The organism is Pseudoxanthomonas sp. (assembly GCF_035999195.1).
In the GTDB taxonomy this organism is placed as follows: Bacteria; Pseudomonadota; Gammaproteobacteria; order Xanthomonadales; family Xanthomonadaceae; genus Pseudoxanthomonas_A.
This window is the reverse complement of record NZ_DASYGY010000004.1, coordinates 661,115-683,540: the sequence shown is the minus strand read 5'-3', so window position 1 is coordinate 683,540 and position 22,426 is coordinate 661,115. Positions and strand designations below refer to the sequence as shown.

The window sequence follows — 22,426 nt, the reverse complement described above, 5'->3', positions numbered from 1 at the left end:
CCGCAGCGACGGCGGAGCCGTCAGCCTCGCGCTGCTGGCGGGCGGGATGGCGTAGGAAGTTCATGCAGTGCGTCCCGTCCTCAGCCCGGCAGCTTGAAGTCGGCGACCGAGCGGCGCAGGTCCGCGGCCAGCTGCGCCAGATGGCCGATGGACTCGGCGGTCTGTCCGGCGCCCAGCGAGGTCTGCGAGGTGATCTGGCGGATCACGCCCATCGTCTGGGTGATGTCCAGCGCGGCCGACGACTGCTGCTGGGCGGCGGTCGAGATGCCCTTGATGAGGTTGTTCAGGTCGTTCGACACGCGCTCGATCTCGCCCAGCGCGGTACCCGCATCCTCGGCCAGGCGCGCACCGGACACCACTTCGGCGGTGGTCTGCTCCATCGAGCTGACCGCTTCGTTGGTATCGGCCTGGATGGTCTGCACCAGCGATTCGATGCGGCGCGTCGCGCTGGAGGTGCGTTCTGCGAGGCGCTGCACTTCGTCGGCCACGACCGCGAAACCGCGGCCCGCTTCGCCGGCCGAGGCCGCCTGCACGGCCGCGTTGAGCGCCAGGATGTTGGTCTGTTCGGAAATGTCGTTGATCAGTTCCACCACCGAGCCGATTTCCTGCGAGGACTCACCCAGGCGCTTGATGCGCTTGGAGGTTTCCTGGATCTGGTCGCGGATCTGGTCCATGCCGCGGATCGTCTCGCGCACCACGCCGGCACCCTCGGTGGCGATCTGCACCGAGCGCTGCGCCACTTCGGCCGACTCGGTGGAGTTCTTCGACACCTGGTCGATGCTGGTCGCGATCTCGCTGATGCGGTCGGACGCGGTGGTGATCTGGTCGGCCTGGTGGCCGGCGGCTTCGGCCAGCTGCAGCGCGGTGGCCTGGGTTTCCTGGGTCGACGCCGCCACCTGCACCGAGGTGTCGTTGATCGTGGTCACCAGGTTGCGCAGTTCGTCCACGGCGTAGTTGATGGCGTCCGCGATGGCGCCGGTCATGTCCTCGGTCACCGAGGCCTTCACCGTCAGGTCGCCTTCACCCAGCGAGCTGATTTCGTCCAGCAGCCGCATGATCGCCTGCTGGTTGCGGCTGTTGTATTCCACCTGCGTCTGGTAGCGCATTTCCTGCTCGCGCTGGCGGGTGCGGTACAGCGACCACAACAGACCGATGATGGAGACCAGCGCCGCGATGCCCGAGGCGATGCCGAGCCAGAAGTTCGGGAACAGGCGCGTGTCGCGCACCGAACCGAAGGCCGAGAACGCCTGGAACAGGTTGGTGCTGTCCTGGAGCATCTGGCCGGAGCCGTTGGTCAGCGCGGCGGCGGCCGACTGCGCCGCGAACAGGTTGCGCGAGCTGGCCAGGATGGCGTCCAGGTCCTTCTTCATCGCGGTCCACAGGGTCTGCGAATTCTGCAGCGCGGCCAGGGCGGCGGCGTTGCGGACCGGGGCGATGCCCAGGTCCGGGTTGCCGTCGCGCAGACCGTCCAGCACCTGGCCGAACAGCACGGCGTCGCGGCCCAGCGCGTCGCCGGCGGTGGCGGCACCGGCGCCACCGGCGCGGATTTCGGTCACACGGCGGGCCATGGTGCCGGCCAGCACGACCTGCTGCAGCGCGCTGTAGATCTGCGAGGAGGGCGCGCCGCTGGCGGACATGGCGCGCACCACTTCGTTGAGCTGCGCCTGCAGGTTGGGCACCTGGGTGGCGAAGCGGTCGGCGTTGCCGGCCAGCGCCAGCACGGCGGCCTCGGACGCGACGATCTGGTCGGCGTTCTTGCCCAGCGGCGCCCAGGTGGCGGTCAGCTTGGCCAGCGATCCGGAAATGGCGCCCTCGTCGCCGAAGTCCTTCTGCAGTTCCTCGATGGTGGACTCCACCGACTGCTTGGTCTCCCTGAAGGCCTTGAACGCCTCGGCGTTGCCGGCCACGGCCTCGCGGCCCTGGTTGGCCAGCTGCTGCGACAGCACGCGCATGTCGGATGCGCCGGTGCCGGCGCCGGACAGGCGGCTGCCCTGGTAGGTGGCCACGCCGGTGTTGGCACCGAAGACGATGACCGACAGTGCGAGCAGCAACAACCAGAAGTTGTTGCCGAAACTGCCGACCTTGCCGGCGCTAGGAGAATCCGTCGCAGTGCTCATCGTTCAACCCCTGGATAGTGCTTGTCGTTCGCGCTCAGAGCGCGGTCTGGCGGAATTCGGGCGTGCGCGCGAGCAACCCCAGCGCAAAGACGCCCCACCGCTGATCGTCGCTGGCGAAGGCGCGATCGATGAAATGCCCGTAGCGGCCGTCCGCCAGATCCCCCGGCTCGACCTGCTGCGACTGGTGGAAGCTGCGCTGGCCGTACAGTTCGTCGATGGTCAGCGCGACGTCGCCGCCGGCCTGGCGCATGACCAGCACGCGCTGGCCCTCGTGCAGCACGGTGCGGTCGCCTTCGAGGAACTGCTTCAGGTCCACGACCGGAAACAGGTTGCCGCGCAGGTTGCCGATGCCCAGCAGCCACGGCTGCGCGCCCGGCACCGGCGTGACCGGCGGCATCGGCACGATTTCCACGACTTCCCCGAAGTTGGAGATCAGCCGGCGCTTGCCGACCCGGTAGCCGACGCCGCGGTACTGGTCCTGCGCGATCTCGCGGGCCGGCTGCAGCACGGCGTGCGCCAGGCTGCGGCGCTCGTATTCGGCCAGCGTATCGAACGGTGTGCGGATCATCGCCCGCCCCCTGTGACTTCAGTGCGAATGATCGTCATGGCGCCAGCCCCTCAGGTGCTGACGTGGGCGCGGATGGCGTCGAGGAGTTCCTCGCGCGTGAACGGCTTGGTCAGGTACTGCTCCGAGCCGACGATGCGCCCGCGCGCCTTGTCGAACAGGCTGTCCTTGGACGACAGCATGATGACCGGCGTGGACTTGAACACCTGGTTGTTCTTGATCAGCGCACAGGTCTGGTACCCGTCCAGGCGCGGCATCATGATGTCCACGAAGATGATCTGCGGCTGCTGGTCGGCGATCTTGGCCAAGGCCTCGAACCCGTCCGTCGCGGTCACGACCTCGCAACCCTCGCGCTTGAGCAGGGTTTCCGCGGTGCGGCGGATGGTTTTCGAGTCATCGATCACCATGACCCGTAGGCCGTGGAGTCCACCGGCCTGGCCTTCGTTCTGCGTCATTACCTGATTTCCCCATGCGCGCGTGGCTTCATTGACGAACCGGCCACGCTGCGTTGCTGCCTATATCCCCTATCCCGGCGCGCACTGTCAAGCGACAGCGTCGACGGCCGACCCGATGAACGGGATGATGCGAACTGCGTCGCAGTTTGTCGTGACGGGAGGCAAGAAGCGTTCCACCGCCGGCCGGGGCGGCGATGTCGCGCGCCCTGCTACCATCGCGGCGTCTCCCGCCGAACCTCTCCCATGCCGCTGGACGTCATCGTCGTCATGGACCCCATCGGGTCCATCAAGATCGCCAAGGACACCACGTTCGCCATGCTGCTGGAAGCCCAGCGGCGCGGCCACCGCCTGCACTACGTCACCCCCGGCCGGCTGTCGCTGCGCGACGGCGTGGCGCACGCCCAGGTGGCGCCGCTGACGGTCCGCGACGACAAGGCGGACTGGTTCACGCTGGGCGAGGCTCGCGAACTCGCGTTCGGTCCCGGCCAGGTCGTGCTGATGCGCAAGGACCCGCCGGTCGACGACCAGTATCTCTACGACACCCACGTGCTGGGCATCGCGCAGCAGGCGGGCGCACTGATCGTCAACGACCCGCAGGGCCTGCGCGACTACAACGAGAAGCTGGCCGCCCTGCTCTTCCCGCAATGCTGCCCCCCGACGCTGGTGAGCCGCGATGCGGCGGCACTGAAGGCCTTCGTCGCCGAGCACGGCGAAGCGGTGCTGAAGCCGCTGGACGGCATGGGCGGGCGCTCGATCTTCCGCGTGAAGGCCGGCGACCCCAATACCAACGTCATCCTGGAAACCCTGATCGGCGCCGGCAGCCTCACCCTCGCGCAGCGTTTCATTCCCGGCATCAGGGACGGCGACAAGCGCGTGCTGCTGGTCGACGGCGAGCCGGTCGACTACGCGCTGGCCCGCATCCCGCAGGGCGACGAGTTCCGCGGCAACCTGGCCGCCGGCGGTCGCGGCGAGGGTCGCCCGCTGAGCGAGCGCGACCGCTGGATCGCCGCGCAGGTCGGCCCGGAGATGAAGCGGCGCGGCATGCTGTTCGTCGGCCTGGACGTGATCGGCGACTACCTGACCGAGGTCAACGTCACCAGCCCCACCTGCGTGCGCGAACTGGATGCGCAGTTCGGCCTGAACATCGCCGGCCAGCTGTTCGACGTGATCGAGAAGAAGCTGGCGGTCTGAGATGTCCGCGGTCCCGGTACCACCGCCGAAGATCGGCGCCAACGAACGCCTCGGCGCCACGCTGGCGCTGTCGCTGATCGTGCATGGGCTGCTGGTGCTGGGCGTGGGCTTCGCCCTGGACGACGCCGCGCCGGTGATGCCGACGCTGGACGTGATCCTCAGCCAGACCAGCACCCCACTGACTCCGAAGGAAGCCGACTTCCTGGCCGCGGCCAACCAGGAAGGCGGCGGCGAAAGCGACGTGGCCAAGCGCCCGCGCGACAGCCAGGCGGGCTGGATCCCGCAACCCGACACCGGCCTGGCGCCGCAGCCGCTGCGCGCGCAGACCACGGCACCGGTACCGCCGCCGGAAAGTCGCGTCGTGACCACGCGCGAAAGCGAGATACGCACGCCCACACCGGAAGCACGCCCGCAGCCGGACCAGCCCGACCTGCCGCTGGGACAGCAGAAAGTGCAGCGCGATGCGGAAATGGCACGGCTGGCGGCCGAATACCACCTGCGCTCGGAGCTGTACGCCAAGCGGCCTAAGCGCAAGTTCGTCTCGGCCAGCACCAAGGAGTACGTCTACGCCAACTACCTGCGCGCCTGGGTGGACCGCGCCGAGCGCGTGGGCAACCTCAACTACCCCGACGAAGCGCGCCGCCGGCGCCTGGCCGGCACGCTGGTGATCAGCGTGGCCGTGCGCCGCGACGGCAGCGTCGAGCAGACGCGCATCATCCAGTCCAGCGGCATCCCGCTGCTGGATTCCACCGCGCAGCGCATCGTGCAGCTGTCCTCGCCGTTTCCGCCCCTGCCGGAAACGGCGGAGAACGTCGACGTCCTGCATGTCACCCGCACCTGGCGTTTCCTGCCGGGCGGCGAAGTGCGCGACGAGTAGCGGTCGAACGGCTCAGCGCGAAGCGCGCAGCGCTTTCTGTTCTTCCAGGGTCAGGGCGACGTTGTTGCGCAGGTAGGCCGGCTCGACGTGTTCGGGCGCAACGGTCTCGCCGCGCGCGAACGCAGCCGCTGCCAGCCGCGCGAGATCCGCCGCATGCGGCAATGCCTGCGCATCGATGCGGGTGAAACGGGACTGCAGGCGCGCAGCGAGCACGCCCTCGGCGGCGGCGAAGCCGGTCCCCACGCCGATCCAGCCACCGTCGTCGCCGACGAGCGCATAGTCGGCGGGCGCGACGACCGCTTCGCCCGACGTCGCCTCGAGGCGGTCGCCGCGATGCACGAACGTACCGGTGTAGATCTCGCCCATGCGCGCGTCGATGGCCGCAAGAATGGGGCGTGGCAGGCCGATGTCGCAGCCGCCCTCGCCCGCCGTCACCGGCGGCGGCGGCACCTGCGCGGCCAGCACGGCGAGCGTGGACACGGGCACCAGCGGGCGGTCGAGCGCCAGCGCGATGCCCTGCGCCAGCGCGATGGCCAAGCGTACGCCGGTGAACGCGCCGGGGCCGCGACTCAGCGCGACGGCATCGAGCTGCGCCCTCGCGATGCCCGCCTCGGCAAGCAGTTGTTCCGCCCACGGCAACGCAAGTTCCGCATGCCGCCGCGGCGCGATCTCGAAGCGCTCGCGCACCTCGCCATCGACGTAGACGGCGATGGAACAGGCTTCGGTGGCGGTCTCGAAGGCGAGCAGCTTCATGGCGATGGCTTACGAAGGAAGGCGGCTAGCTTAGCGAGGCCGTCAGAAGCGCGCATCCGCGAACCAGTCGTCCGCATCGCCGGCACGCACGGGTACCGCCGGCGCGTCCTCGATCTCGGCACCGAAGAAACGCTGCACGTCCTGCACGCGTTGGGTGCGGCGGAATGGCGGCAGCGAATCGAGGAACACGCGACCGTACGGCTTGCCGGTCAGGCGCGGATCGCACAACACCAGCACGCCACGGTCGGTTTCGCTGCGGATCAGCCGGCCGACGGCCTGCTTCAGCGCGATCACCGCCTGCGGCAGCTGCTCGTCGCGGAACGGGTTGCCGCCGGCGCGGCGCACGGCTTCCAACCGTGCTTCGAACACCGGATCGTCCGGTGCGGCGAACGGCAGCTTGTCCACCACCACCACGCTCAGCGCGTCGCCGACCACGTCGACGCCTTCGCGGAAACTCGCCGCGCCCAGCAGCACGCCGTTGCCGGATTCGCGGAAGCGCTCCAGCAGCGTGCCGCGCGGCGCCTCGCCCTGCACGAACAGCGGCCACGGCCCGCCACGCAAGGCATCGGCGGCTTCGCGCAAGGCGCGATGCGACGCAAACAGCAGGAAGGCGCGCCCACGCGAGGCTTCCAGCACGGGCCGCAACGTGGCGATCAGCGAGGCCCCGTAACCGGGTGCATTCGGATCGGGCAGGCCGGTGGGCAGGTAGCACAGCGCCTGCTGCGGCCAGTCGAACGGACTGGGCTGCAGCAGCGTCGGCGGATCGTCCAGACCTAGGCGCTCGGCCAGATGGTCGAAGCGGCCACCGACGGCAAGCGTGGCCGAGGTGAACACCCACGCCGCGCGCGACTGCTCCCGATGCTGGCGCAGCGGCCCGGAAACATCGAGCGGAGTGCGCTGGCAGCGGAACGCACGTGGCGTCAGTTCGTACCACAGCACGTCGCGGGACCCGGCGGCGGTCGACGCGTCCGCGTCGGATGCATCGACACCGGACGGCGCCTCGTACCAGCGCGACAGCCGCGTGCCGAATTCCTTCGCCCGTGCCGAACAGGCCTCCAGTCCCAGTGAGGCTTCCGCCAGCGGCGCCAGCGCCGCCGCCAGGTCGCCCAGCGCGTCCACCAGTCCATCGAAGCCCGCCGATACCCCCGGCTTGGCCAGCAGCCGCTCACGCGTGCCGCGCGACGGCAGGCCTTCCATCGCCGCACGCAGCTCGCGCAGGGCCTGTTCCAGCGCACGCACGGGCGGCTGCAACGCAGAGAGCGCGCCGGCCGCTTCCTTGGATTCGGCCAGGCAGTCGCGCGCCAGTTCCTGCAGCGGGCGCATGCCGAAGCCTTCGCCGAAGAAATTGGCGGCCAGTTCGGGCAGCTGGTGCGCCTCGTCGATGACGAACGCCTGCGCGCCCGGCAGGATTTCGCCGAAACCCTCCTGCTTCAGCGCCAGGTCGGCGAGCAGCAGATGGTGGTTGACCACCACGATGTCCGCGGACTGCGCGCGCTGGCGCGCCTGCACCACGAAGCAGTCCTCCCAGAACGGGCATTCGCTGCCCAGGCAGTTGTCGATCGTCGAGGTGACCAGCGGCAGCAGCGGCGAATCGTCCGGCAGCGCCGCCAGTTCGGCCATGTCGCCGAGCTTGGTGCGCCCGCCCCAGGCGACGATGCGCTGGAACTGGTCGACCTGCTCGCGGCTGGTGAAGGTGGTGCGCAACGCCTGCGGATCGCCCTTGGCCTGGTTCAGGCGGTAGCGGCACAGGTAATTGCTGCGCCCCTTCAGCAGCGCGGATTTCAGACCGGCCACGCCGAGCGCGTCGCGCACGCGCGGCAGGTCGCGGTGGTACAACTGGTCCTGCAGCGCGCGCGTGCCGGTGGAGACGATGGTCTTCAATCCCGACAGCAGCGCCGGCACCAGGTAGGCGAAGGTCTTGCCGGTGCCGGTGCCGGCCTCGGCGAGCAGCACGTCGCGCCCGTCGAACGCATCGGCGATCGCCGCCGTCAGGCGTTGCTGGGCGTCGCGGGGGGCGAAGGCATCGAGGCGTTCCGCCAGCGCACCGCCCTCGCTGAGGGCGTCGCGGCTGGCCTGGGCTAGCTGGGACATCGGGGAAACGGAGAGCGGCGTGCAGCGGCAAGGGTACCGCGTCGCGACGGACGCGGCATGCGTCTCACATGCGCTCGATGATCGGCACGGTGCAGGCATCGCGCCGGCGTTCGGCCTCGGCGATGGCGGCCTGCGCCGTCGCTGCCCGCGCCGCGTGCTGCGCGGCGTCCTCCGGTGAGTGACGCGCGGGCAGCGGTGGTTGCACGGCGAGTTCGTGCTGACGCACCTGGCGCACGGTTTCCCAGTGCTGGCGGCACAGCGGCCCCACCTGCGAACCCAGCTGGAACGCGCGCTGCGCCAGCGTGTCGGCACGGGCGTAGTCGCCCTGCAGCAACGCGACTTCGGCCCGCTCCTGCAGCACGGCCGGATCGTCCGGCACCAGCAGCAGCGCCTGGTTCAGCGCCTCCGCAGCGACCGCGACATTGCGTGACGCGCGCGCCCGCTGCGCGGTCTCGCGCAGATCCTCGACCTGCGGGTCGCGCAGCGGTTGCACGGCCAGCTCGCGGTCGTCGGCGCCGGCGGCGACCTGGATGGCGGCGACACGCTGTTCCGGTGTCAGCGGATCGCGCGCGACCGGCGCATCGGGCGCCGGCGCGGACACGCAGCCGCCGAGCAGGACCAGGAAAACGGGGAAAACGTGCTTGGTGTTCATCGCTGTTGCGGGGCGGGTTCCGGCGGCGGGGCGGGTTCTTCCTTGCGGTCCAGGCCGAACCAGCTGCGCCAGCCGCCGCCTTCCTGTTCCTCGCCTTCGATGGGTGGCTGCTCGATCACGCAGGCGGCATACGGCGGGGCGAAGCCGGCCACGAACGGCAGCTGGCGCGCCTCCGGACAGCCGGCATCGGTGGTGTTGGAGCCGACCACCCACTGCCAGTCCAGGCCCTTGCCCGACACCTTCAGCGGCGCGCTCGGCAGGCGGGCGAACAGACCCGACCACACGCGCATCGCGCCGGTGCCGCCGTACAGGCCGGTCTGCTCGTTCTGGTCGTTGCCCATCCACACCACGGCCAGGTGATCGCCGGTATAGCCGGCATACCAGCTGTCGCGGCCGTCGTTGCTGGTGCCGGTCTTGCCGGCCGATTGCAGCCGGCCCAGGCCGTCGCCGATCAGCTGGCGTCCGGTGCCGTTCGACACCACCTGCTGCAGGGCCACGGTGATGAGGTTGGCGGCGATCGAATCGCCCTCCTGCGCCGGCGCCGGGGTCTTGTCGTAACGCTTGAGCAGCTTGCCGTCGGGATCGAGCACGCCGCGCACCGCGTGCAGCGGCTGGATCTCGCCGCCCGAGGCGAGGAACTGGTACAGCTGCGCCATCGCGTACGGGCTCTGGTCGGTCGCCCCGAGGATCAACGCCGGATTCGGTTCGGCCTGGATTCCGGCCAGCACGCGGATCAGCTGCGCCAGGCGGTCCGGTTCGACCTTCATGCCCACGCGCACGGTGGCCTGGTTGTACGAACGCGCCAGCGCATCGACCAGCCGCACGGTGCCGTGACTGCGACGGTCCGAGTTCAATGGCGTCCAGCGCCGGTTCTTGCCCAGTTGCACGGTCACCGGCGAATCGTCGACCCACGTCGCCAGCGAGTACTGGTCCGGCTGCGCCAGCGCCAGCAGGTAGACGAACGGCTTGAGCAGCGAACCGACCGGCCGCTGCGCCTCGACCGCGCGGTTGAAGCCGACTTCGGACACGTTGCGGCTGCCGACAACGGCCAGCACGTCGCCGTCGTGCACGTCGGTCACCACCATGCCGGCCTGCAGCGGCGGCCGGCGCTTGTTCTCCAGCGCCTTGATCGTGCGCGTCACCGACGCTTCCGCGTAGGCCTGCGCCGACGGCGACATGCCGGTGAGCACGCTCAGGCCGGCGCCCTGCAGCGCGCTTTCGGGGTAATCGCGGGCCAGCTGGCGGCGCACGAGGTCCACGTAGGCGGGAAAGCGGTTGGCCGCGGCCATGCCGGGGGTCTGGGTGACGCCGAGGGGCGCGGCCTGCGCACGCTTGTATTCGGCGTCGTCGATGAGGCCGGTCTCGTGCAACTTCGACAGTACGTAGTCGCGCCGCTGCTTGGCACGCTCGGGATTGCGCCGCGGGTTGTACCAGGATGGCCCCTTGACCAGCCCGATCAGCAGGGCGACCTGCTCGGTGGTCAGGCTGTCCAGGTCGCGCCCGAACCAGAACTCGGCGCCGGCCGCGACGCCGTGGATCGCCTGGCTGCCGCGCTGGCCCAGGTCCACCTGGTTGAAGTACGCCTCCAGGATCGTGCGCTTGTCGTAGCGCGCCTCCAGGATCAGCGCATACAGGATCTCGTTGAACTTGCGCGTCGGCGTCTGTTCCTTGCCGATGCCGAGCAGGCCGCTGCGTGCGAGCTGCTGGGTCAGGGTGCTGGCACCCTGGCGCGTGTCGCCGCCCGAGCGCACCAGCAGCCACGCCGCGCGCACCATGCCCGACAGGTCGATGCCGTGATGGTCCTTGAAGTCGCGGTCCTCGACCGCCTGCAGCCCGGTGACCAGCAGTTCCGGAACCTCCTCCAGCCTCACCAGCCGGCGCTCTTCCTGCTTCTGCCCGTACAGCGTGGCGATGCGCGCCGGATCCAGCCGCGCCGCCCTCAGGTTCTGCTTGCGCGCGAGGTCGCGCACCGAGGCGACACGGCCGCCGGACAGGCTGACCTGCACGCGACGCGGGGCCACCCGCCCGTCCACATCGATGTAGCCGCGGCTGGAGATGGTGAAGCGACCGCCGTCGCGCGCATAGGTGCCCGGCCGCTCGCCGACGCCATCGTCGCGGTAGGACGCGGCATCGAGTTCGGTCTTCAGCGTCTGCGCATCCATCGCCAGCCCCGGCGCGAGCTGCAGCGGTCGTGCGTAGACGCGGGTGGGAATCTGCCAACGCAGTTCGCCGAAGCGCTCGGTGACCTGGTGGTTCAGGTACATCGTGTAGGGAATGAGGAATCCCAGGCCCAGGCCCACCACGGCCAGACCCCAGGTCAGCAGGCGCTGCCGCCAGCCGGGACCGTCGTCGTCGCCGTCGTCGATGTCGTCGTCCAGTGCTTCGTCGTCGTAGTCGTTGCGGGCCACAGGGAATGCGACAATGGGAATTCGGGCGAGTCTAGCGCAGCCGCCGAGGGTGCGCCCGGCCCGCTCCCCCTTCGCTCAGCTGGAGTTGCAAACGGAATGTCGATGTCGTGGGCCGACGTGCGCTTCATGCTGGAACGCGCGCGCGGCCTGATCCGTCGAGGCGTGGCCAGCCTGCGTATGCGTGGTGTTGGACCGACGTGGGCGCGGGTGCGGCGGCAGTTCGCGCGGTCCGCACCTCCTTCCGCGGTACCGCTGTACTTCCCGCCCGCGAGTGCCTTCGCGCCGTTTGCGGTGCCGGTCAGCGACACGCCGCGCGCCAGCATCGTGATCCCGGTCTACAACCAGGCGGCCCATACGCTCGCGTGTCTGCGCGCGCTCGCCGAACATCCGCCGGTCGCAACCTGCGAGATCCTTGTGATCGACGACGGGTCCAGCGACGAAACCGGCGAGTGGATGCCACAGGTCGCCGGCCTGCGCTACCACCGGCGTTCCGCGAATGGCGGTTTCATCGCGGCGTGCAACGACGGCGCGGCGCTGGCGAGGGGCGACTACCTGGTCTTCCTCAACAACGACACCGTGCCGCAGCCGGGCTGGCTCGATGCCTTGCTGGCGACCTTCGATACGCAGGCGGGCGTCGGCCTGACCGGCGCGCAACTGGTGTATCCCGACGGCCGCCTGCAGGAAGCCGGCGGCGTGGTGTTCGACGACGGGTCGGCCTGGAACTACGGCCGCTTCGACTCGCCCGACGATCCGCGCTACGCCAGCATGCGCGACACGGACTATTGCTCGGGCGCGGCGATCGCGATTCCCGCGCCGGTGTTCCGCGACCTGGGCGGCTTCGACACGCGCTACGCGCCGGCCTACTACGAGGACACCGACCTCGCCTTCGCCGTGCGCGCGCACGGCCTGCGCGTGCTCTACCAACCCGCGTCGCGCGTCGTGCATCTGGAGGGTATCACCTCCGGCACCGACACCGGCAGCGGGACCAAGGCCTACCAGGTCCGCAACCGCGAGGTGTTCGCGGCGAAGTGGAAGGATGCCCTCGTCCGCCAGCCCCCTGCGGGCAACATGCCGACGGCCGGTTCGGTGGCGCGCCCACGACGCCAGGTCCTGGTCATCGATGCGGAGACACCGCGCCCCGACCATGACTCCGCGTCCCTGCGCCTGGTCAACCTAATGCGACTGCTGGTGGAAGACGATGCGCACGTGGTCTTCCTGCCTGCAGACCTCCGTTACGTGGACGCCGGCACCGGGCGCCTGCGCCGTCATGGCATCGAAGCGTGGCATGCACCGTTCGCGACGCGTCCGGCGGCGTGGCTTCGCGAACATGGGCCCCGCTTCGACGTGGTGATGCTGTCCCGTCACTACGTCGCGGCCGAGTTCCTGCCGCTGGTCCGTCGCTTCGCGCCACAGGCGCGGGTGGTATTCGACACGGTCGACCTGCATTTCCTGCGGGAACTGCGCGGCGCCGAACTGGCGGACGATGCGCATCTCCGTCGCGCCGCCGAGCGCACGCGCGACCGCGAGTTCGCCCTGATGCGGCAGGCCGATACCACGCTGGTGGTGAGCCCGGTGGAGCGCGGCATGCTGTCGACGCTGCTGCCCGAGGTCCATGTGGAGGTGGTGGCGAACCTCCACGAGATCGCAGCCACCGGCCTTCCGTTCGAGCAGCGGCACGATCTGGTCTTCGTCGGCGGTTTCCGCCACCCGCCGAATGTCGATGCCGTTCGATGGTTCGGTCGCCATGTCTTCCCGGCGATCCATGCGCGGCAGCCGCAGATCCGATTCCACTGCATCGGAATGAGTCCGCCTGCCGAGGTGCTGGCGCTGCAGTCGCAACCGGGCATCGTGGTGCATGGACACGTGGCGGATGTCGGCCCCTACATGGATGGCGCGCGCGTCGCGATCGCGCCGCTGCGCTTCGGCGCGGGCGTCAAGGGCAAGATCAATCTGAGCATGGCGCACGGCCAGCCCGTCGTGGCCACTTCCTGCGCGGTCGAAGGCATGCATCTGACCGACGGCCACGACGTGCTGGTCGCCGATGAGGCCGACGCCTTCGCCGAAGCCGTGTTGCGTCTGTATAACGATGCGGCACTGTGGCAGAGGCTCTCCGACCATGGCCGCGAGAACATCGCGCACCATTTCTCCATGGAAGCGGCGCGCGACACGGTGCAACGCGTCTTCCGGCGTCGGGGACGGTCTGGATAACGGCCGTCGTCCCCGACGCATTGCCAGGCAAAGGCACCGGGTTCCCGGAGTCGCGGGAATGACGGCCAATGCCGTGTTGTTCAGAGGATCCCTAAGGCACGGTGCCCGCCTGGGCGACGCGCACACGGGTCGCGAAGTCTTCCAGACCCGGCACGGCACCATCCAGCCTTCGCGCCTCCTGCAGTGACTGGGCCGCGAACGCCACATCACCCGCGCCCAGCCGCTCGGTGCCCACCGCGATCCATTTTTCCGCCAGTCGCCGGCGCGCGTCCGGCAACGCCGGGTCCCGCGGCTCCAGGGTCTGCCATGCCTGCTGGCACGCCTGCGCACGGCGGATGCGGTTGGCGCGCAGTTCATCCTCGTAACAGCGGCGGACCGCGGGCAGCAGGCGCGTGGCTGCCTGCTTCACGTCGACACTCTCCGGCGCCAGCGCCTGCGCCGCGCGCAGGGTGTCGTACGCGCTCTCGCCAGGCGGCGTGAGCCAGTGGCCCTGCGCTTCGGCCTGGGCCATGCGCGCAAGCAGGGCGGTGACGCGCCGTTGACGCTCGCGCGCAGGGATCGACTGCGCTAGTTCCTGTCGCTGCCGCACGTCGCGCGCACGGGCCAGCGCGTGAGCCGCCTGCGCGACGACCGGGGATTGCGGCGCCAACGCGCGCGCGAGTTCGAGCTCCTGCTGCGCCTCCACGAAGCGGAAGTCGCCCGCATGACGTTCCGCTTGCCGCGCGTAGGCAACGCCGACCTGCTCCAAGCCCTGCCGCGCCGCACGGTCCTCGGGCATCGCCGACAGGATCGCCTCGTAGGCGGAGCGCGCCGACGACAGCCGGCCCCGCGCCATGTCGCGGGCGGCAGTGCGGCGACGCGCATCCACCGCCGCCGCCAGGGCCGCCTCGACCCTGGGCAGATCGACATGACCGGGATCGAAGCTGCGGGCGGCGGCGACCCGCGCGGCCGCCTCGCCCAGTGCGCCACGCGAGAGTTGCCTTTCGGCCTCCTGCAACAGGTCCGACAACGCATCTTCCCTGCCTTCGAGCGCTTCGATGCGGGTGGGCTGCAGCGCAAGCACGCGTCGGTACAGCGGCAAGGCGGCGGCATCATCGCCCCACAGCCGTCGATCGGCCTGCGCGCGCGCAGCCGCTGCCAGCAAACCGTCGATCCCGGCGTGTTCGGCCTCGCGCGCGCGCAGCCGGGCCGCCAGCGCATCCGCCTGCGGCCGGGGAACCTGCAGTTCGCGCGCCAGCGCCAGTCGCTCGCGTGCGTCGTCGAACCGGTCCTGCCGCAGCGCGTCCTCCGCCGCGACAAGCGCCGCCTGCGCCACGCGACGCAGTCCCGCGGTCGCCTCGGTGCGGTCGGTGTCCAGGGCCTGCGCCGCCTCGTACAGCTGGCGCGCACCGGTGCCGTCCGCGGCATCCAGCCGCCCGTCGCGCAGGGCCTGGTCGGCCTGTTCGAGCAGTACCTGCACGCGGGTCTGCGGCCACAGCATGTCCGCCAGCGGCTGGCGCAGGACGACGATCAGCAGGAGGAAAACGACGATACCGACCGCTGCCCAGCGCCCATGGCGCCTGTCGCGCCATGCCGGAACCGCAACACGGCGCGAGGCGGCATCCGCCTGGACGGCACGCGTCCAGTCGATGCGCGGCTCGATGCGTCGGTCCGGTCCGGCCCCGGGGTGGTCTTCGCGGGTCACGCCCGCAGCATACCCACTCAGCCTGAACGTCGTGCGTCCTCGACCCCCGGCAGCGCGTCGAGCTTGCCGAGCAGCGTCGACAGCTGGCCGAAATCGGCGACCTTCAGGCGCAGACGCAGGTGGACGCGGCCGCTCGCGCGATTGCCCTGGCTGTTGATGTCCAGCACGTTGGCCTCTTCCTGCGCGATCAGCGTGATGATGTCCTTGAGCAACCACTTGCGGTCGAGCGCGGTGACCTGCACGTCGACTTCGTAGCCGCCGCCGGCCTGGCCCCATTCCACCGGCAGCACGCGCTGGGGACTGGTGGCGGCCAGCCGCGCGAACGCCGCGCAGTCGGTGCGATGCACGGTGACGCCGCGCACGCGCGTCAGGTAGCCGGCGATCGGTTCGCCCGGCACCGGCTGGCAGCAGCGGGCGAGTTGCACCAGCAGGTTGCCCACACCCTGCACGGTGAACTTGGACTTGCCGGGCTTGGCGACCCTGCGCGGCGGCCGCAGCACCGGCAGCGACACCGCATCCGGCTCGGCGGCGGCACGCTGCTCTTCGTGAAGCGCACGCCCGACCTGGTGCGGGCCCACGTCGCCCAGCGCCACCTGGATGTAGAGCTCCTCGATGCTGTCGGCATGGAACTTCCTGGCCACGCCGGTCAGGTCGGCGTGGTGCAGCCCCAGCCGCTTCAGCTCCTTTTCCAGCAGGTCGCGTCCGGCCTGCAGGTTGCGTGCGCGGTCCAGCTTGTGGAACCACGCGCGCACCTTGTCGCGCGAACGCCCGCTGGCGAGGAAGCCGTTGGCCTGCAGCAGCCAGTCGCGGCGCGGCTCCGGTTCCTTCGACGTGAGGATCTCGACGCGGTCGCCGCTGCGCAGCACATGGTTCAACGGCACGATGCGGCCGTTGACCTTCGCGCCGCGCGTGCGGTGGCCCACCATCGTGTGCACGTGGTAGGCGAAATCGAGCACCGTGCCGCCCTGCGGCAGGTCGACCACTTCGCCCTTCGGCGTCAGTGCGTAGACGCGGTCCTCGACCAGTTCGGCATCGAGTTCGCCCGCCAGGGTACCGTCGCCGCCGGCGCCGTCGGCCGCACCTTCCAGCAACCGGCGCATCCAGGCGATCTTGCGGTCGAAGGCATCGCCGCCCGCCTTGCCTTCCTTGTATTTCCAGTGCGCGGCCACGCCCAGCTCGGCCTGCGCGTGCATTTCGTGCGTGCGGATCTGCACTTCCAGCGTGCGGCCCTCCGGGCCGACCACGGCGGTGTGCAGCGAACGGTAGTCGTTGGCCTTCGGCCGCGCGATGTAGTCGTCGAACTCGCTGGGGATCGGGACCCACAGGGCATGCACGACACCCAGCGCGGCGTAGCAGGCGGCGACATCGTCCACGGCGATGCGCACCGCGCGCAGGTCGTACAGCTCGTCGAACCCGACCTGCTTGCGCTGCATCTTCCGCCAGATGCTGTAGATGTGCTTCGGCCGCCCGCTGACGTCCGCCGCGATGCCGTGGTCGGCCAGCGCCGTGCGCAGGGCATCGAGAACAGCCCCGATGTAGCGCTCGCGGCCAAGGCGCTTCTCGTCCAGCTGCGTGGCGATCTGCTTGTAGACCTGCGGCTGCAGATAGCGGAACGCCAGGTCTTCCAGCTCCCACTTCAGCTGCCAGATGCCCAGGCGATTCGCCAGCGGTGCATGGATGTCGCGCGTGAGCCGTGCCAGCGTCAGGCGCTGCTCGTCCGGCAGCGCGGCGGCCGCGCGCATGCGGGCGAGCTGGCGGGCCAGCAGGATCGTCACCACGCGCAGGTCGCGCACGATCGCCAGCAGCAGCCGGCGCAGTCCCTCGGTGTTCAGGCCGCGCGACTGTTCCGCATGCAGCGCCCAGACCTGGGCCGCGGCGACCTGGCCCTCCAGCAGGTCGGCCAGACCGGGCATCGATTTGCCGGCCGCCGCGACCAGCGCCGGCTGCAACGCCGGCAGCCCGTGCAACGTGGCCGCGAGGATCACCTCGGCATCGGCGCCGAGGGCGCTCAGCGTGTCGAGAGTATCGGCCAGGACGCCGACGGCATCGGGCATGCCCTCCCCCGAGCCCGCCACGGACGCCGCCTCGGCGAGCGTGCGGCGCAGCCCTGCCGGCAGCGCCTGCTGGGCGGGCCGTTGCAGCAGCGTGGCGATGTCGTGGACGGGGGAAATCATGGCCGTGCGAAGGCGCGACCAAGCGTCGCCGGAATGACTACACTACCGGCCAGTCGACTGAAGGAACAACCATGAAGATGAGCCGCTGGTTTCTGTCCCTCGCCTTGTCGGTCGCCGCCACGTGCGCCTTCGCCCAGGACCGCGCGGACCAACCGTTGCGCGAGGCGATGAGCGACAGCGAGTTCAAGGCCGCCGGCCTGGACAAGCTGACACCCGCCGAACTGGCGGCCCTGGATGCGTGGCTGGGACGCCGGATCGAACAGGAGACCGCGCAGGCCGTGACCGAGGCCAAGGAGGCCGGACGACGCGAGGTGCAGCAGTCCACGCGCGGCTTCTTCGATTTCGGCAGCGCCGAGCCGATCGTCACCGTGCTCGCGGGCGAGTTCCGTGGCTTCGCCAAGGGCCGGCGCTACACGCTGGAGAACGGACAGGTCTGGGAACAGGTGGACAACGCGACACTGTCGGGCGTGGTGCGGCAGAAGCCGGGCGTGAAGATCACTCCCTCGCGCGTCGGCAACAACTGGTACTTCCGGATCGACGGCTACAACTCCGCCGCCTCCGTGCGCCGGATCGAGTGACGAGGAGGACACGCCCATGACGACACCACGACTGCTCGCTTTCGGACTGCTGCTGGCCATCTGCCCGTCCGCCTTCGCGGCACGCGACCATGTCCCGCTGGAACAGCGCCTCACGCCCGAACAGATGAAGGCCACCGGCCTGGACCAGTTGACCACCGAGCAGCTGCGCCTGCTGAACCGCCTGCTCGACGAGGACCGCAAGGCGGTCGCCGAGGAGGTCCGCAAGGAGCGCGGGAACGACGGTCCGCGCGTCACCGGCACGCTGTTCGGCGGCGACGGACTCGAGCCCGTCACCAGCACGCTCACCGGCAACCTGCGCGGCTGGTCGCGCGGCACCGTCTTCGTGCTGGAGAACGGCCAGCGCTGGCGCGTCATCGATGGCGAGTACTACGCCAGCAAGCCCCTGGGCAATGCCAGGGTGGTGGTATCGCCAGGCAAGATCAGCGGCTGGTACCTGCAGGTCGACGGCCACAACCCCAGGCCGAAGGTGCAGCGCGCCGACTGACGCGCGCGCCGTACTTCACCCGCGCAGTGCCTGAAGGCGCTGCGCGAGTTTCTTCGGCGAGACGCCGCTCTTCGCGCCCAGCTCCTGCGCGAACACCGAGACCCGCAGTTCTTCCAGTTCCCAGCGCAGCGCCTGCCAGTCCGGCGCCTGCGCGACGCCTTGCTCGTCGGCCTGCGCCAGCGCATCGGCGAACGGCTTGAGCTCCAGCATGCGCGCCTGGTCCTTCGCGGGGTCGCGCTTGGCGCGCTCGGCGCGCAGGGTCATCGCCTTCAGGTAGCGCGGCAGCTGCGCCAGCGCCTCGGCGGGCGTGTGGCGCAGGAAGCCCGGATGCACGAGGGACGCCAGCTGCGCCTTCAGGTCGTCGAGGTTGCCGCGCGCCCAGCCCATCAACGGCGCCTCCAGTTGCGGCTTCAGGTCCGCGACCGCGGACAGGATCGCCTCGGCCAGTTTCAGCCGCTCCATCGCCTCGCCGAACAGCCGCTTGCCGGCATCGTCGCGGCGGTGCTCGAACGCGGCGCGATCGCGGACGGCGTCCAGGCCGTCGGCCAGCACTGCATTCATCGCTGCCTCCACGATGTCGCCACGCAGCCGCTCCTGCGACTCGATGGCGGCATACAGCAGACCGGTCTTCGGCGATACCGGCAACTGCTTGCGCGCCTGCTTCACCTTGTCGGCCAGCGCGATCTCCAGCAGCCGGCGGACGCCGCCCGGATGCGCGGCAGCCGCTTCCGCGCGGTCGGCGAACACCTGCAGCGCCACCGTCTCGCCGTCGTCGCGCAGCGCCGGGTACGCGGGCACGCCGGCTTCGCCCGGCACCTCGCGCGGAATCGGCTGCGCGGGAAAGTCGCGCAGCCCCGTCGCTGCCATCTCGCGTCCGGCACGCGCGGCGAAGGCCTGCCCCGCCTTGGCGCCGAAGCGCGCGCGCAACGCGTCGAGGTCGCGCGACTCCGCCAGCACGCGGCCGTCGCCGCCACCGCGCGGGTCTTCGCGCAGGCGCAGGTTCATGCGCAGGTGCGGCTCCAGCGCCGCTTCGTCGAAGTCGAGTGCGGTGACTGCCACGCCGGTCGCGCGCGACAGGAAGCGCGCCAGTTCGCCACGGAGGTCGTCGGCCGTCGGTTTCGCGAAGGCCTCGAAGAACGCGCGTCCGAAATCCGGTGCCGGCACGTAGTTGCGGCGCATCGCCTTGGGCAGGCTGCGGATCAAGCCGGCCGCCTTGTCGGCGACGAAGCCCGGCGCCAGCCACGACAGCCGCGCCGGATCGAGCGCGTTGAGCAGGTGCAGCGGCACGTCCAGCGTCACGCCATCGTCGGCAGCGCCGGGCTCGAAACGGTAGTGCAGCGGCAGGCGCGCATCGCCCAGTGCGAAATACTTGGGGTAGCGGTCTTCTTCGCTGCCTTCGCCCGGCAGCAGGTCCGCCAGCGACCAGTGCAGCGCGCGGCGCTTGTCGGCCGGCAAGGCCTTCCACCACGCGTCCAGACCGGCGGCCGAATGAATCTCGGACGGGATGCGGTCCAGGTACCAGCGTGCCTGCCAGTCCTCGTCGGCGACCAGGCCGGCGCGTCGCAGCTTTGCTTCTTCTTCGCGCGCCTGCTCCAGCGTCTTCAGGTTGTCGGCGACGAAGGATGCGCGCGTATTGATCTCGCCGGTCACCAGGCCCTGGCGCACGAACAGATCGTGCGCTTCGCCGGGCGCGATGCGGCCGTAGTGCACCGGCTTCTTCGGTGCCAGCACCAGCCCGAACAGGCTGATCTGCTCCGACGCCAGCACCTGGCCCTGCGCGCGCGACCAGTGGGGATCGAAGTGCTTGCGCAGCAGCAGGTGCGGCAGTTCGGCGATCACCCAGTCCGGTTCGATCGACGCCAGCGTCATGCCCCACACCTTCTGCGTATCCAGCAGGTTGGCCGCCAGCAGCCACGGCGGCGGCCGCTTGGACAGCGGCGAACCGGGGAACGGCAGGAAGCGGCGCTGCCGTGGCGCCTGGAAATCGCCCTTGTCGGTGCGATGGCCGATCTGCGTGGGCAGGCCGGCCACCAGCGCGCGATGCAAGGTCTGGTAAGCGCCGGCGCGCGCCCGCTCGCTGAAACCGCCGCTGGCAGACACCTTTTCCGCCTGCGCGCGCGCGGCCACGGGTGCGGGTGCAGGCTCGGCCTTGCCTTCGCGCGCCAGGCGCGCGGCACGATGCTGCTGGCCGCGCGTGGCCTTCACCGCCGCGGCGCTGTCATCGCGTGCGGCGGGGGGCGCACTGCTGCCGGCGAGCAGCGGCGCCAGCGATGCCTCGATGGCCTCTTCCTTCCAGCCCAGTTCCTCGCACAGCAGGCGCAGCTGGCGATGCAGCTCGCGCCATTCGCGCATGCGCAGGAAGCCGAGGAAATGACGGCCGCACCAGTCGCGCAGCTTGGACTGGGTCAGGTCCTCATGCGCCTGGCGGTAGGCGTCCCACAGCCGCAGCACGCCGACGAACTCGGAGCGGCCATCGGCGAACTGCGCATGCGCGGCATCGGCGGCACCGCGCGCATCGGCGGGACGCTCGCGCGGATCCTGGATGCCGAGGAAGGAAGCGATCACCAGCATCGGCCGTAGGCAGCCGGCGGCCTGCGCCGCCACCAGCATGCGCGCCAGCTTCACGTCCACCGGCAGGCGGGCCATCTGCCTGCCGACGGCGGTCATGCGGCGCTCGCCGTCGATCGCACCGAGTTCGGCCAGCTGCTGCCAGCCATCGGCCACGGCGCGTTCGTCCGGTGCTTCCAGGAACGGAAAGTCCTCGATCCGGCCCAGGCCCAGCTGCAGCATGCGCAGGATCACCCCGGCCAGGCTGGAGCGACGGATCTCGGGATCGGTGAATTCCGCGCGCGCCTGGAAATCGGCTTCTGCATACAGCCGGTAGCAGATGCCCTCGGCGATGCGTCCACAGCGGCCCTTGCGCTGGTTGGCGCTGGCCTGCGAGATGGGCTCGATATGCAGGCGGTCCAGCTTGTTGCGCGGGCTGTAGCGCTTGACGCGCGCGAACCCGGGATCGACCACGTAGCGGATGCGCGGCACCGTCAACGAGGTCTCGGCCACGTTGGTGGCCAGCACGATCCTGCGGCCAGGACCCGGATTGAACACGCGGTCCTGGTCTTGGTTGGAGAGCCGCGCATACAGCGGCAGCACCTCGGTGTTCCGGTACTTGCGGCGCTCCAGCGACTGGTGCGCGTCGCGGATCTCGCGTTCGCCGGGCAGGAAGACCAGCACGTCGCCGCGTGCGTCCAGCCGGGTGATCTCGTCGATGGCGCCGACGATGGCATCGTTGACGGTGCGGTCGCCTTCCTGTTCGCCCTCGCCCTCCAGCGGCCGGTAGCGCACCTCCACCGGATAGGTGCGCCCCTCCACGCTGATCACCGGCGCGTCGTCGAAATGCGTCGAGAAACGCCCGGTATCGATGGTGGCCGAGGTGACGATGACCTTGAGGTCGCGGCGCTTGCGCAACAGCTGCTTCAGGTAGCCGAGCAGGAAGTCGATGTTGAGGCTGCGCTCGTGCGCCTCGTCGACGATGATGGTGTCGTAGGCCGACAGCCAGCGGTCGCGCGCGATTTCCGCCAGCAGGATGCCGTCGGTCATGAACTTGATGTGGGTGTCGTCGCCGACCTGGTCGTTGAAACGCACCTGGAAACCGACGCTGCGGCCGAGTTCGGTGTTCAGTTCCTCGGCCACGCGGCGCGCCACCGCGCGCGCGGCGATGCGGCGCGGCTGCGTGCAGCCGATCATGCCGGCCACGCCGCGGCCGGCGGCCAGGCACAGCTTGGGCAACTGGGTGGTCTTGCCCGAGCCGGTCTCGCCGGCGATGACGACGACCTGGTGGTTGCGGATCAGTTCGACGATGCGTGCGCCTTCCCGGGCGATCGGCAGGGATTCGTCGAGTGTCACCGCCGGCACCGTCGACAGGCGGCGCTCGCGGCCGGCGATCGACGCGTCCAATGCCTGTTCGAACGCCTGCCGCACCCCGTCGTCGGCCGGCTTGCCCTGCCAGCGTGACCACAGTCCGTGCAGGCGGCCGCGGTCGCGGCTCAGCGCACGGTCGAGCGCGCGCCGGCCCTGCTCCAGGGCGGTGCGGTCGGGTCCGGCGGGGGAAAGGTCACGGGAGGTCGTCATTCTTCGGCAAACGGTTGAAACTTTTCGCTCACGCCACATG

At 70.3% G+C, this 22,426-nt stretch carries 15 protein-coding genes; 5 read left to right on the top strand and 10 right to left on the bottom strand.

Annotated elements, in window-relative coordinates:
• Nucleotides 1-80: 80 nt before the first annotated feature.
• Genes VGN58_RS03825 through VGN58_RS03815 form a run of 3 tightly spaced genes read right to left on the bottom strand, consistent with a single transcriptional unit; the run spans nt 81 to nt 3,137 of the window.
• A complete protein-coding gene (locus VGN58_RS03825; protein WP_327481785.1) occupies nt 81-2,117 on the bottom strand; it encodes a methyl-accepting chemotaxis protein in 2,037 nt (678 codons plus the stop codon).
• Between the two features lie 34 nt (nt 2,118-2,151).
• Nucleotides 2,152-2,682 carry a chemotaxis protein CheW gene (locus VGN58_RS03820; protein ID WP_327482072.1) on the bottom strand — a complete coding sequence of 177 codons (531 nt, stop codon included), beginning with the start codon at nt 2,680-2,682 and terminating at the stop codon, nt 2,152-2,154.
• Nucleotides 2,683-2,735: 53 nt separating this feature from the next.
• Nucleotides 2,736-3,137 carry a response regulator gene (locus VGN58_RS03815; RefSeq protein WP_055940451.1) on the bottom strand — a complete coding sequence of 134 codons (402 nt, stop codon included), beginning with the start codon at nt 3,135-3,137 and terminating at the stop codon, nt 2,736-2,738.
• Between the two features lie 243 nt (nt 3,138-3,380).
• Here VGN58_RS03815 and gshB point away from each other — a divergent pair, with 243 nt between their 5' ends.
• A complete protein-coding gene (gshB, locus tag VGN58_RS03810; protein ID WP_327481783.1) occupies nt 3,381-4,328 on the top strand; it encodes a glutathione synthase in 948 nt (315 codons plus the stop codon).
• Between the two features lies 1 nt (nt 4,329).
• The gene (locus VGN58_RS03805) at nt 4,330-5,205 is read left to right on the top strand and encodes a TonB family protein (RefSeq protein WP_327481781.1); all 876 of its coding nucleotides are present in this window, start codon (nt 4,330-4,332) and stop codon (nt 5,203-5,205) included.
• Nucleotides 5,206-5,217: 12 nt separating this feature from the next.
• Here VGN58_RS03805 and tsaB read toward each other — a convergent pair whose 3' ends face one another.
• The 4 genes from tsaB to mrcB form a co-directional block, all read right to left on the bottom strand.
• Entirely contained in the window at nt 5,218-5,958 is a 741-nt protein-coding gene (tsaB, locus tag VGN58_RS03800) for a tRNA (adenosine(37)-N6)-threonylcarbamoyltransferase complex dimerization subunit type 1 TsaB (RefSeq protein ID WP_327481779.1), read from the bottom strand.
• Between the two features lie 42 nt (nt 5,959-6,000).
• Nucleotides 6,001-8,049 (bottom strand): ATP-dependent DNA helicase, encoded by a 2,049-nt coding sequence (locus tag VGN58_RS03795; protein ID WP_327481777.1) that lies wholly within the window; start codon nt 8,047-8,049, stop codon nt 6,001-6,003.
• 64 nt (nt 8,050-8,113) lie between these two features.
• Entirely contained in the window at nt 8,114-8,701 is a 588-nt protein-coding gene (locus VGN58_RS03790; RefSeq protein WP_327481775.1) for a hypothetical protein, read from the bottom strand.
• Nucleotides 8,698-11,109: a penicillin-binding protein 1B gene (gene mrcB / locus VGN58_RS03785; RefSeq protein WP_327481773.1), complete on the bottom strand. Its 2,412-nt coding sequence runs from the start codon at nt 11,107-11,109 to the stop codon at nt 8,698-8,700. The genes VGN58_RS03790 and mrcB overlap by 4 nt, the downstream gene beginning before the upstream one ends.
• Before the next feature lie 96 nt (nt 11,110-11,205).
• On the opposite strand from mrcB, the gene VGN58_RS03780 reads away from it, so the two are divergent.
• The gene (locus VGN58_RS03780; protein ID WP_327481771.1) at nt 11,206-13,317 is read left to right on the top strand and encodes a glycosyltransferase; all 2,112 of its coding nucleotides are present in this window, start codon (nt 11,206-11,208) and stop codon (nt 13,315-13,317) included.
• Between the two features lie 91 nt (nt 13,318-13,408).
• On the opposite strand, the gene VGN58_RS03775 is transcribed toward VGN58_RS03780, so the two are convergent.
• Nucleotides 13,409-14,797 carry a hypothetical protein gene (locus VGN58_RS03775; RefSeq protein WP_327482070.1) on the bottom strand — a complete coding sequence of 463 codons (1,389 nt, stop codon included), beginning with the start codon at nt 14,795-14,797 and terminating at the stop codon, nt 13,409-13,411.
• Between the two features lie 221 nt (nt 14,798-15,018).
• Nucleotides 15,019-17,175 carry a bifunctional (p)ppGpp synthetase/guanosine-3',5'-bis(diphosphate) 3'-pyrophosphohydrolase gene (locus tag VGN58_RS03770; RefSeq protein ID WP_327481769.1) on the bottom strand — a complete coding sequence of 719 codons (2,157 nt, stop codon included), beginning with the start codon at nt 17,173-17,175 and terminating at the stop codon, nt 15,019-15,021.
• 71 nt (nt 17,176-17,246) lie between these two features.
• On the opposite strand from VGN58_RS03770, the gene VGN58_RS03765 reads away from it, so the two are divergent.
• Nucleotides 17,247-17,753 carry a hypothetical protein gene (locus tag VGN58_RS03765; protein WP_414710735.1) on the top strand — a complete coding sequence of 169 codons (507 nt, stop codon included), beginning with the start codon at nt 17,247-17,249 and terminating at the stop codon, nt 17,751-17,753.
• A 16-nt stretch (nt 17,754-17,769) separates the two neighbouring features.
• Nucleotides 17,770-18,258, top strand: a complete 489-nt coding sequence (locus VGN58_RS03760; protein ID WP_327481765.1) for a hypothetical protein — start codon at nt 17,770-17,772, stop codon at nt 18,256-18,258.
• 15 nt (nt 18,259-18,273) lie between these two features.
• On the opposite strand, the gene hrpA is transcribed toward VGN58_RS03760, so the two are convergent.
• On the bottom strand, nt 18,274-22,386 hold the full coding sequence (gene hrpA / locus VGN58_RS03755; protein WP_327481763.1) for an ATP-dependent RNA helicase HrpA: 4,113 nt from the start codon (nt 22,384-22,386) through the stop codon (nt 18,274-18,276).
• Nucleotides 22,387-22,426 lie beyond the last annotated feature (40 nt).

Coding starts and splice junctions, on each gene's coding strand:
- VGN58_RS03825 (WP_327481785.1), bottom strand. CDS start 2,117: ATGAGCACTGCGACGGATTCTCCTAGCGCCGGCAAGGTCGGCAGTTTC.
- VGN58_RS03815 (WP_055940451.1), bottom strand. CDS start 3,137: ATGACGCAGAACGAAGGCCAGGCCGGTGGACTCCACGGCCTACGGGTC.
- gshB (WP_327481783.1), top strand. CDS start 3,381: ATGCCGCTGGACGTCATCGTCGTCATGGACCCCATCGGGTCCATCAAG.
- VGN58_RS03805 (WP_327481781.1), top strand. CDS start 4,330: ATGTCCGCGGTCCCGGTACCACCGCCGAAGATCGGCGCCAACGAACGC.
- tsaB (WP_327481779.1), bottom strand. CDS start 5,958: ATGAAGCTGCTCGCCTTCGAGACCGCCACCGAAGCCTGTTCCATCGCC.
- VGN58_RS03795 (WP_327481777.1), bottom strand. CDS start 8,049: ATGTCCCAGCTAGCCCAGGCCAGCCGCGACGCCCTCAGCGAGGGCGGT.
- VGN58_RS03790 (WP_327481775.1), bottom strand. CDS start 8,701: ATGAACACCAAGCACGTTTTCCCCGTTTTCCTGGTCCTGCTCGGCGGC.
- VGN58_RS03780 (WP_327481771.1), top strand. CDS start 11,206: ATGTCGATGTCGTGGGCCGACGTGCGCTTCATGCTGGAACGCGCGCGC.
- VGN58_RS03775 (WP_327482070.1), bottom strand. CDS start 14,797: ATGCTGTGGCCGCAGACCCGCGTGCAGGTACTGCTCGAACAGGCCGAC.
- VGN58_RS03770 (WP_327481769.1), bottom strand. CDS start 17,175: ATGATTTCCCCCGTCCACGACATCGCCACGCTGCTGCAACGGCCCGCC.
- VGN58_RS03765 (WP_414710735.1), top strand. CDS start 17,247: ATGAAGATGAGCCGCTGGTTTCTGTCCCTCGCCTTGTCGGTCGCCGCC.
- VGN58_RS03760 (WP_327481765.1), top strand. CDS start 17,770: ATGACGACACCACGACTGCTCGCTTTCGGACTGCTGCTGGCCATCTGC.
- hrpA (WP_327481763.1), bottom strand. CDS start 22,386: ATGACGACCTCCCGTGACCTTTCCCCCGCCGGACCCGACCGCACCGCC.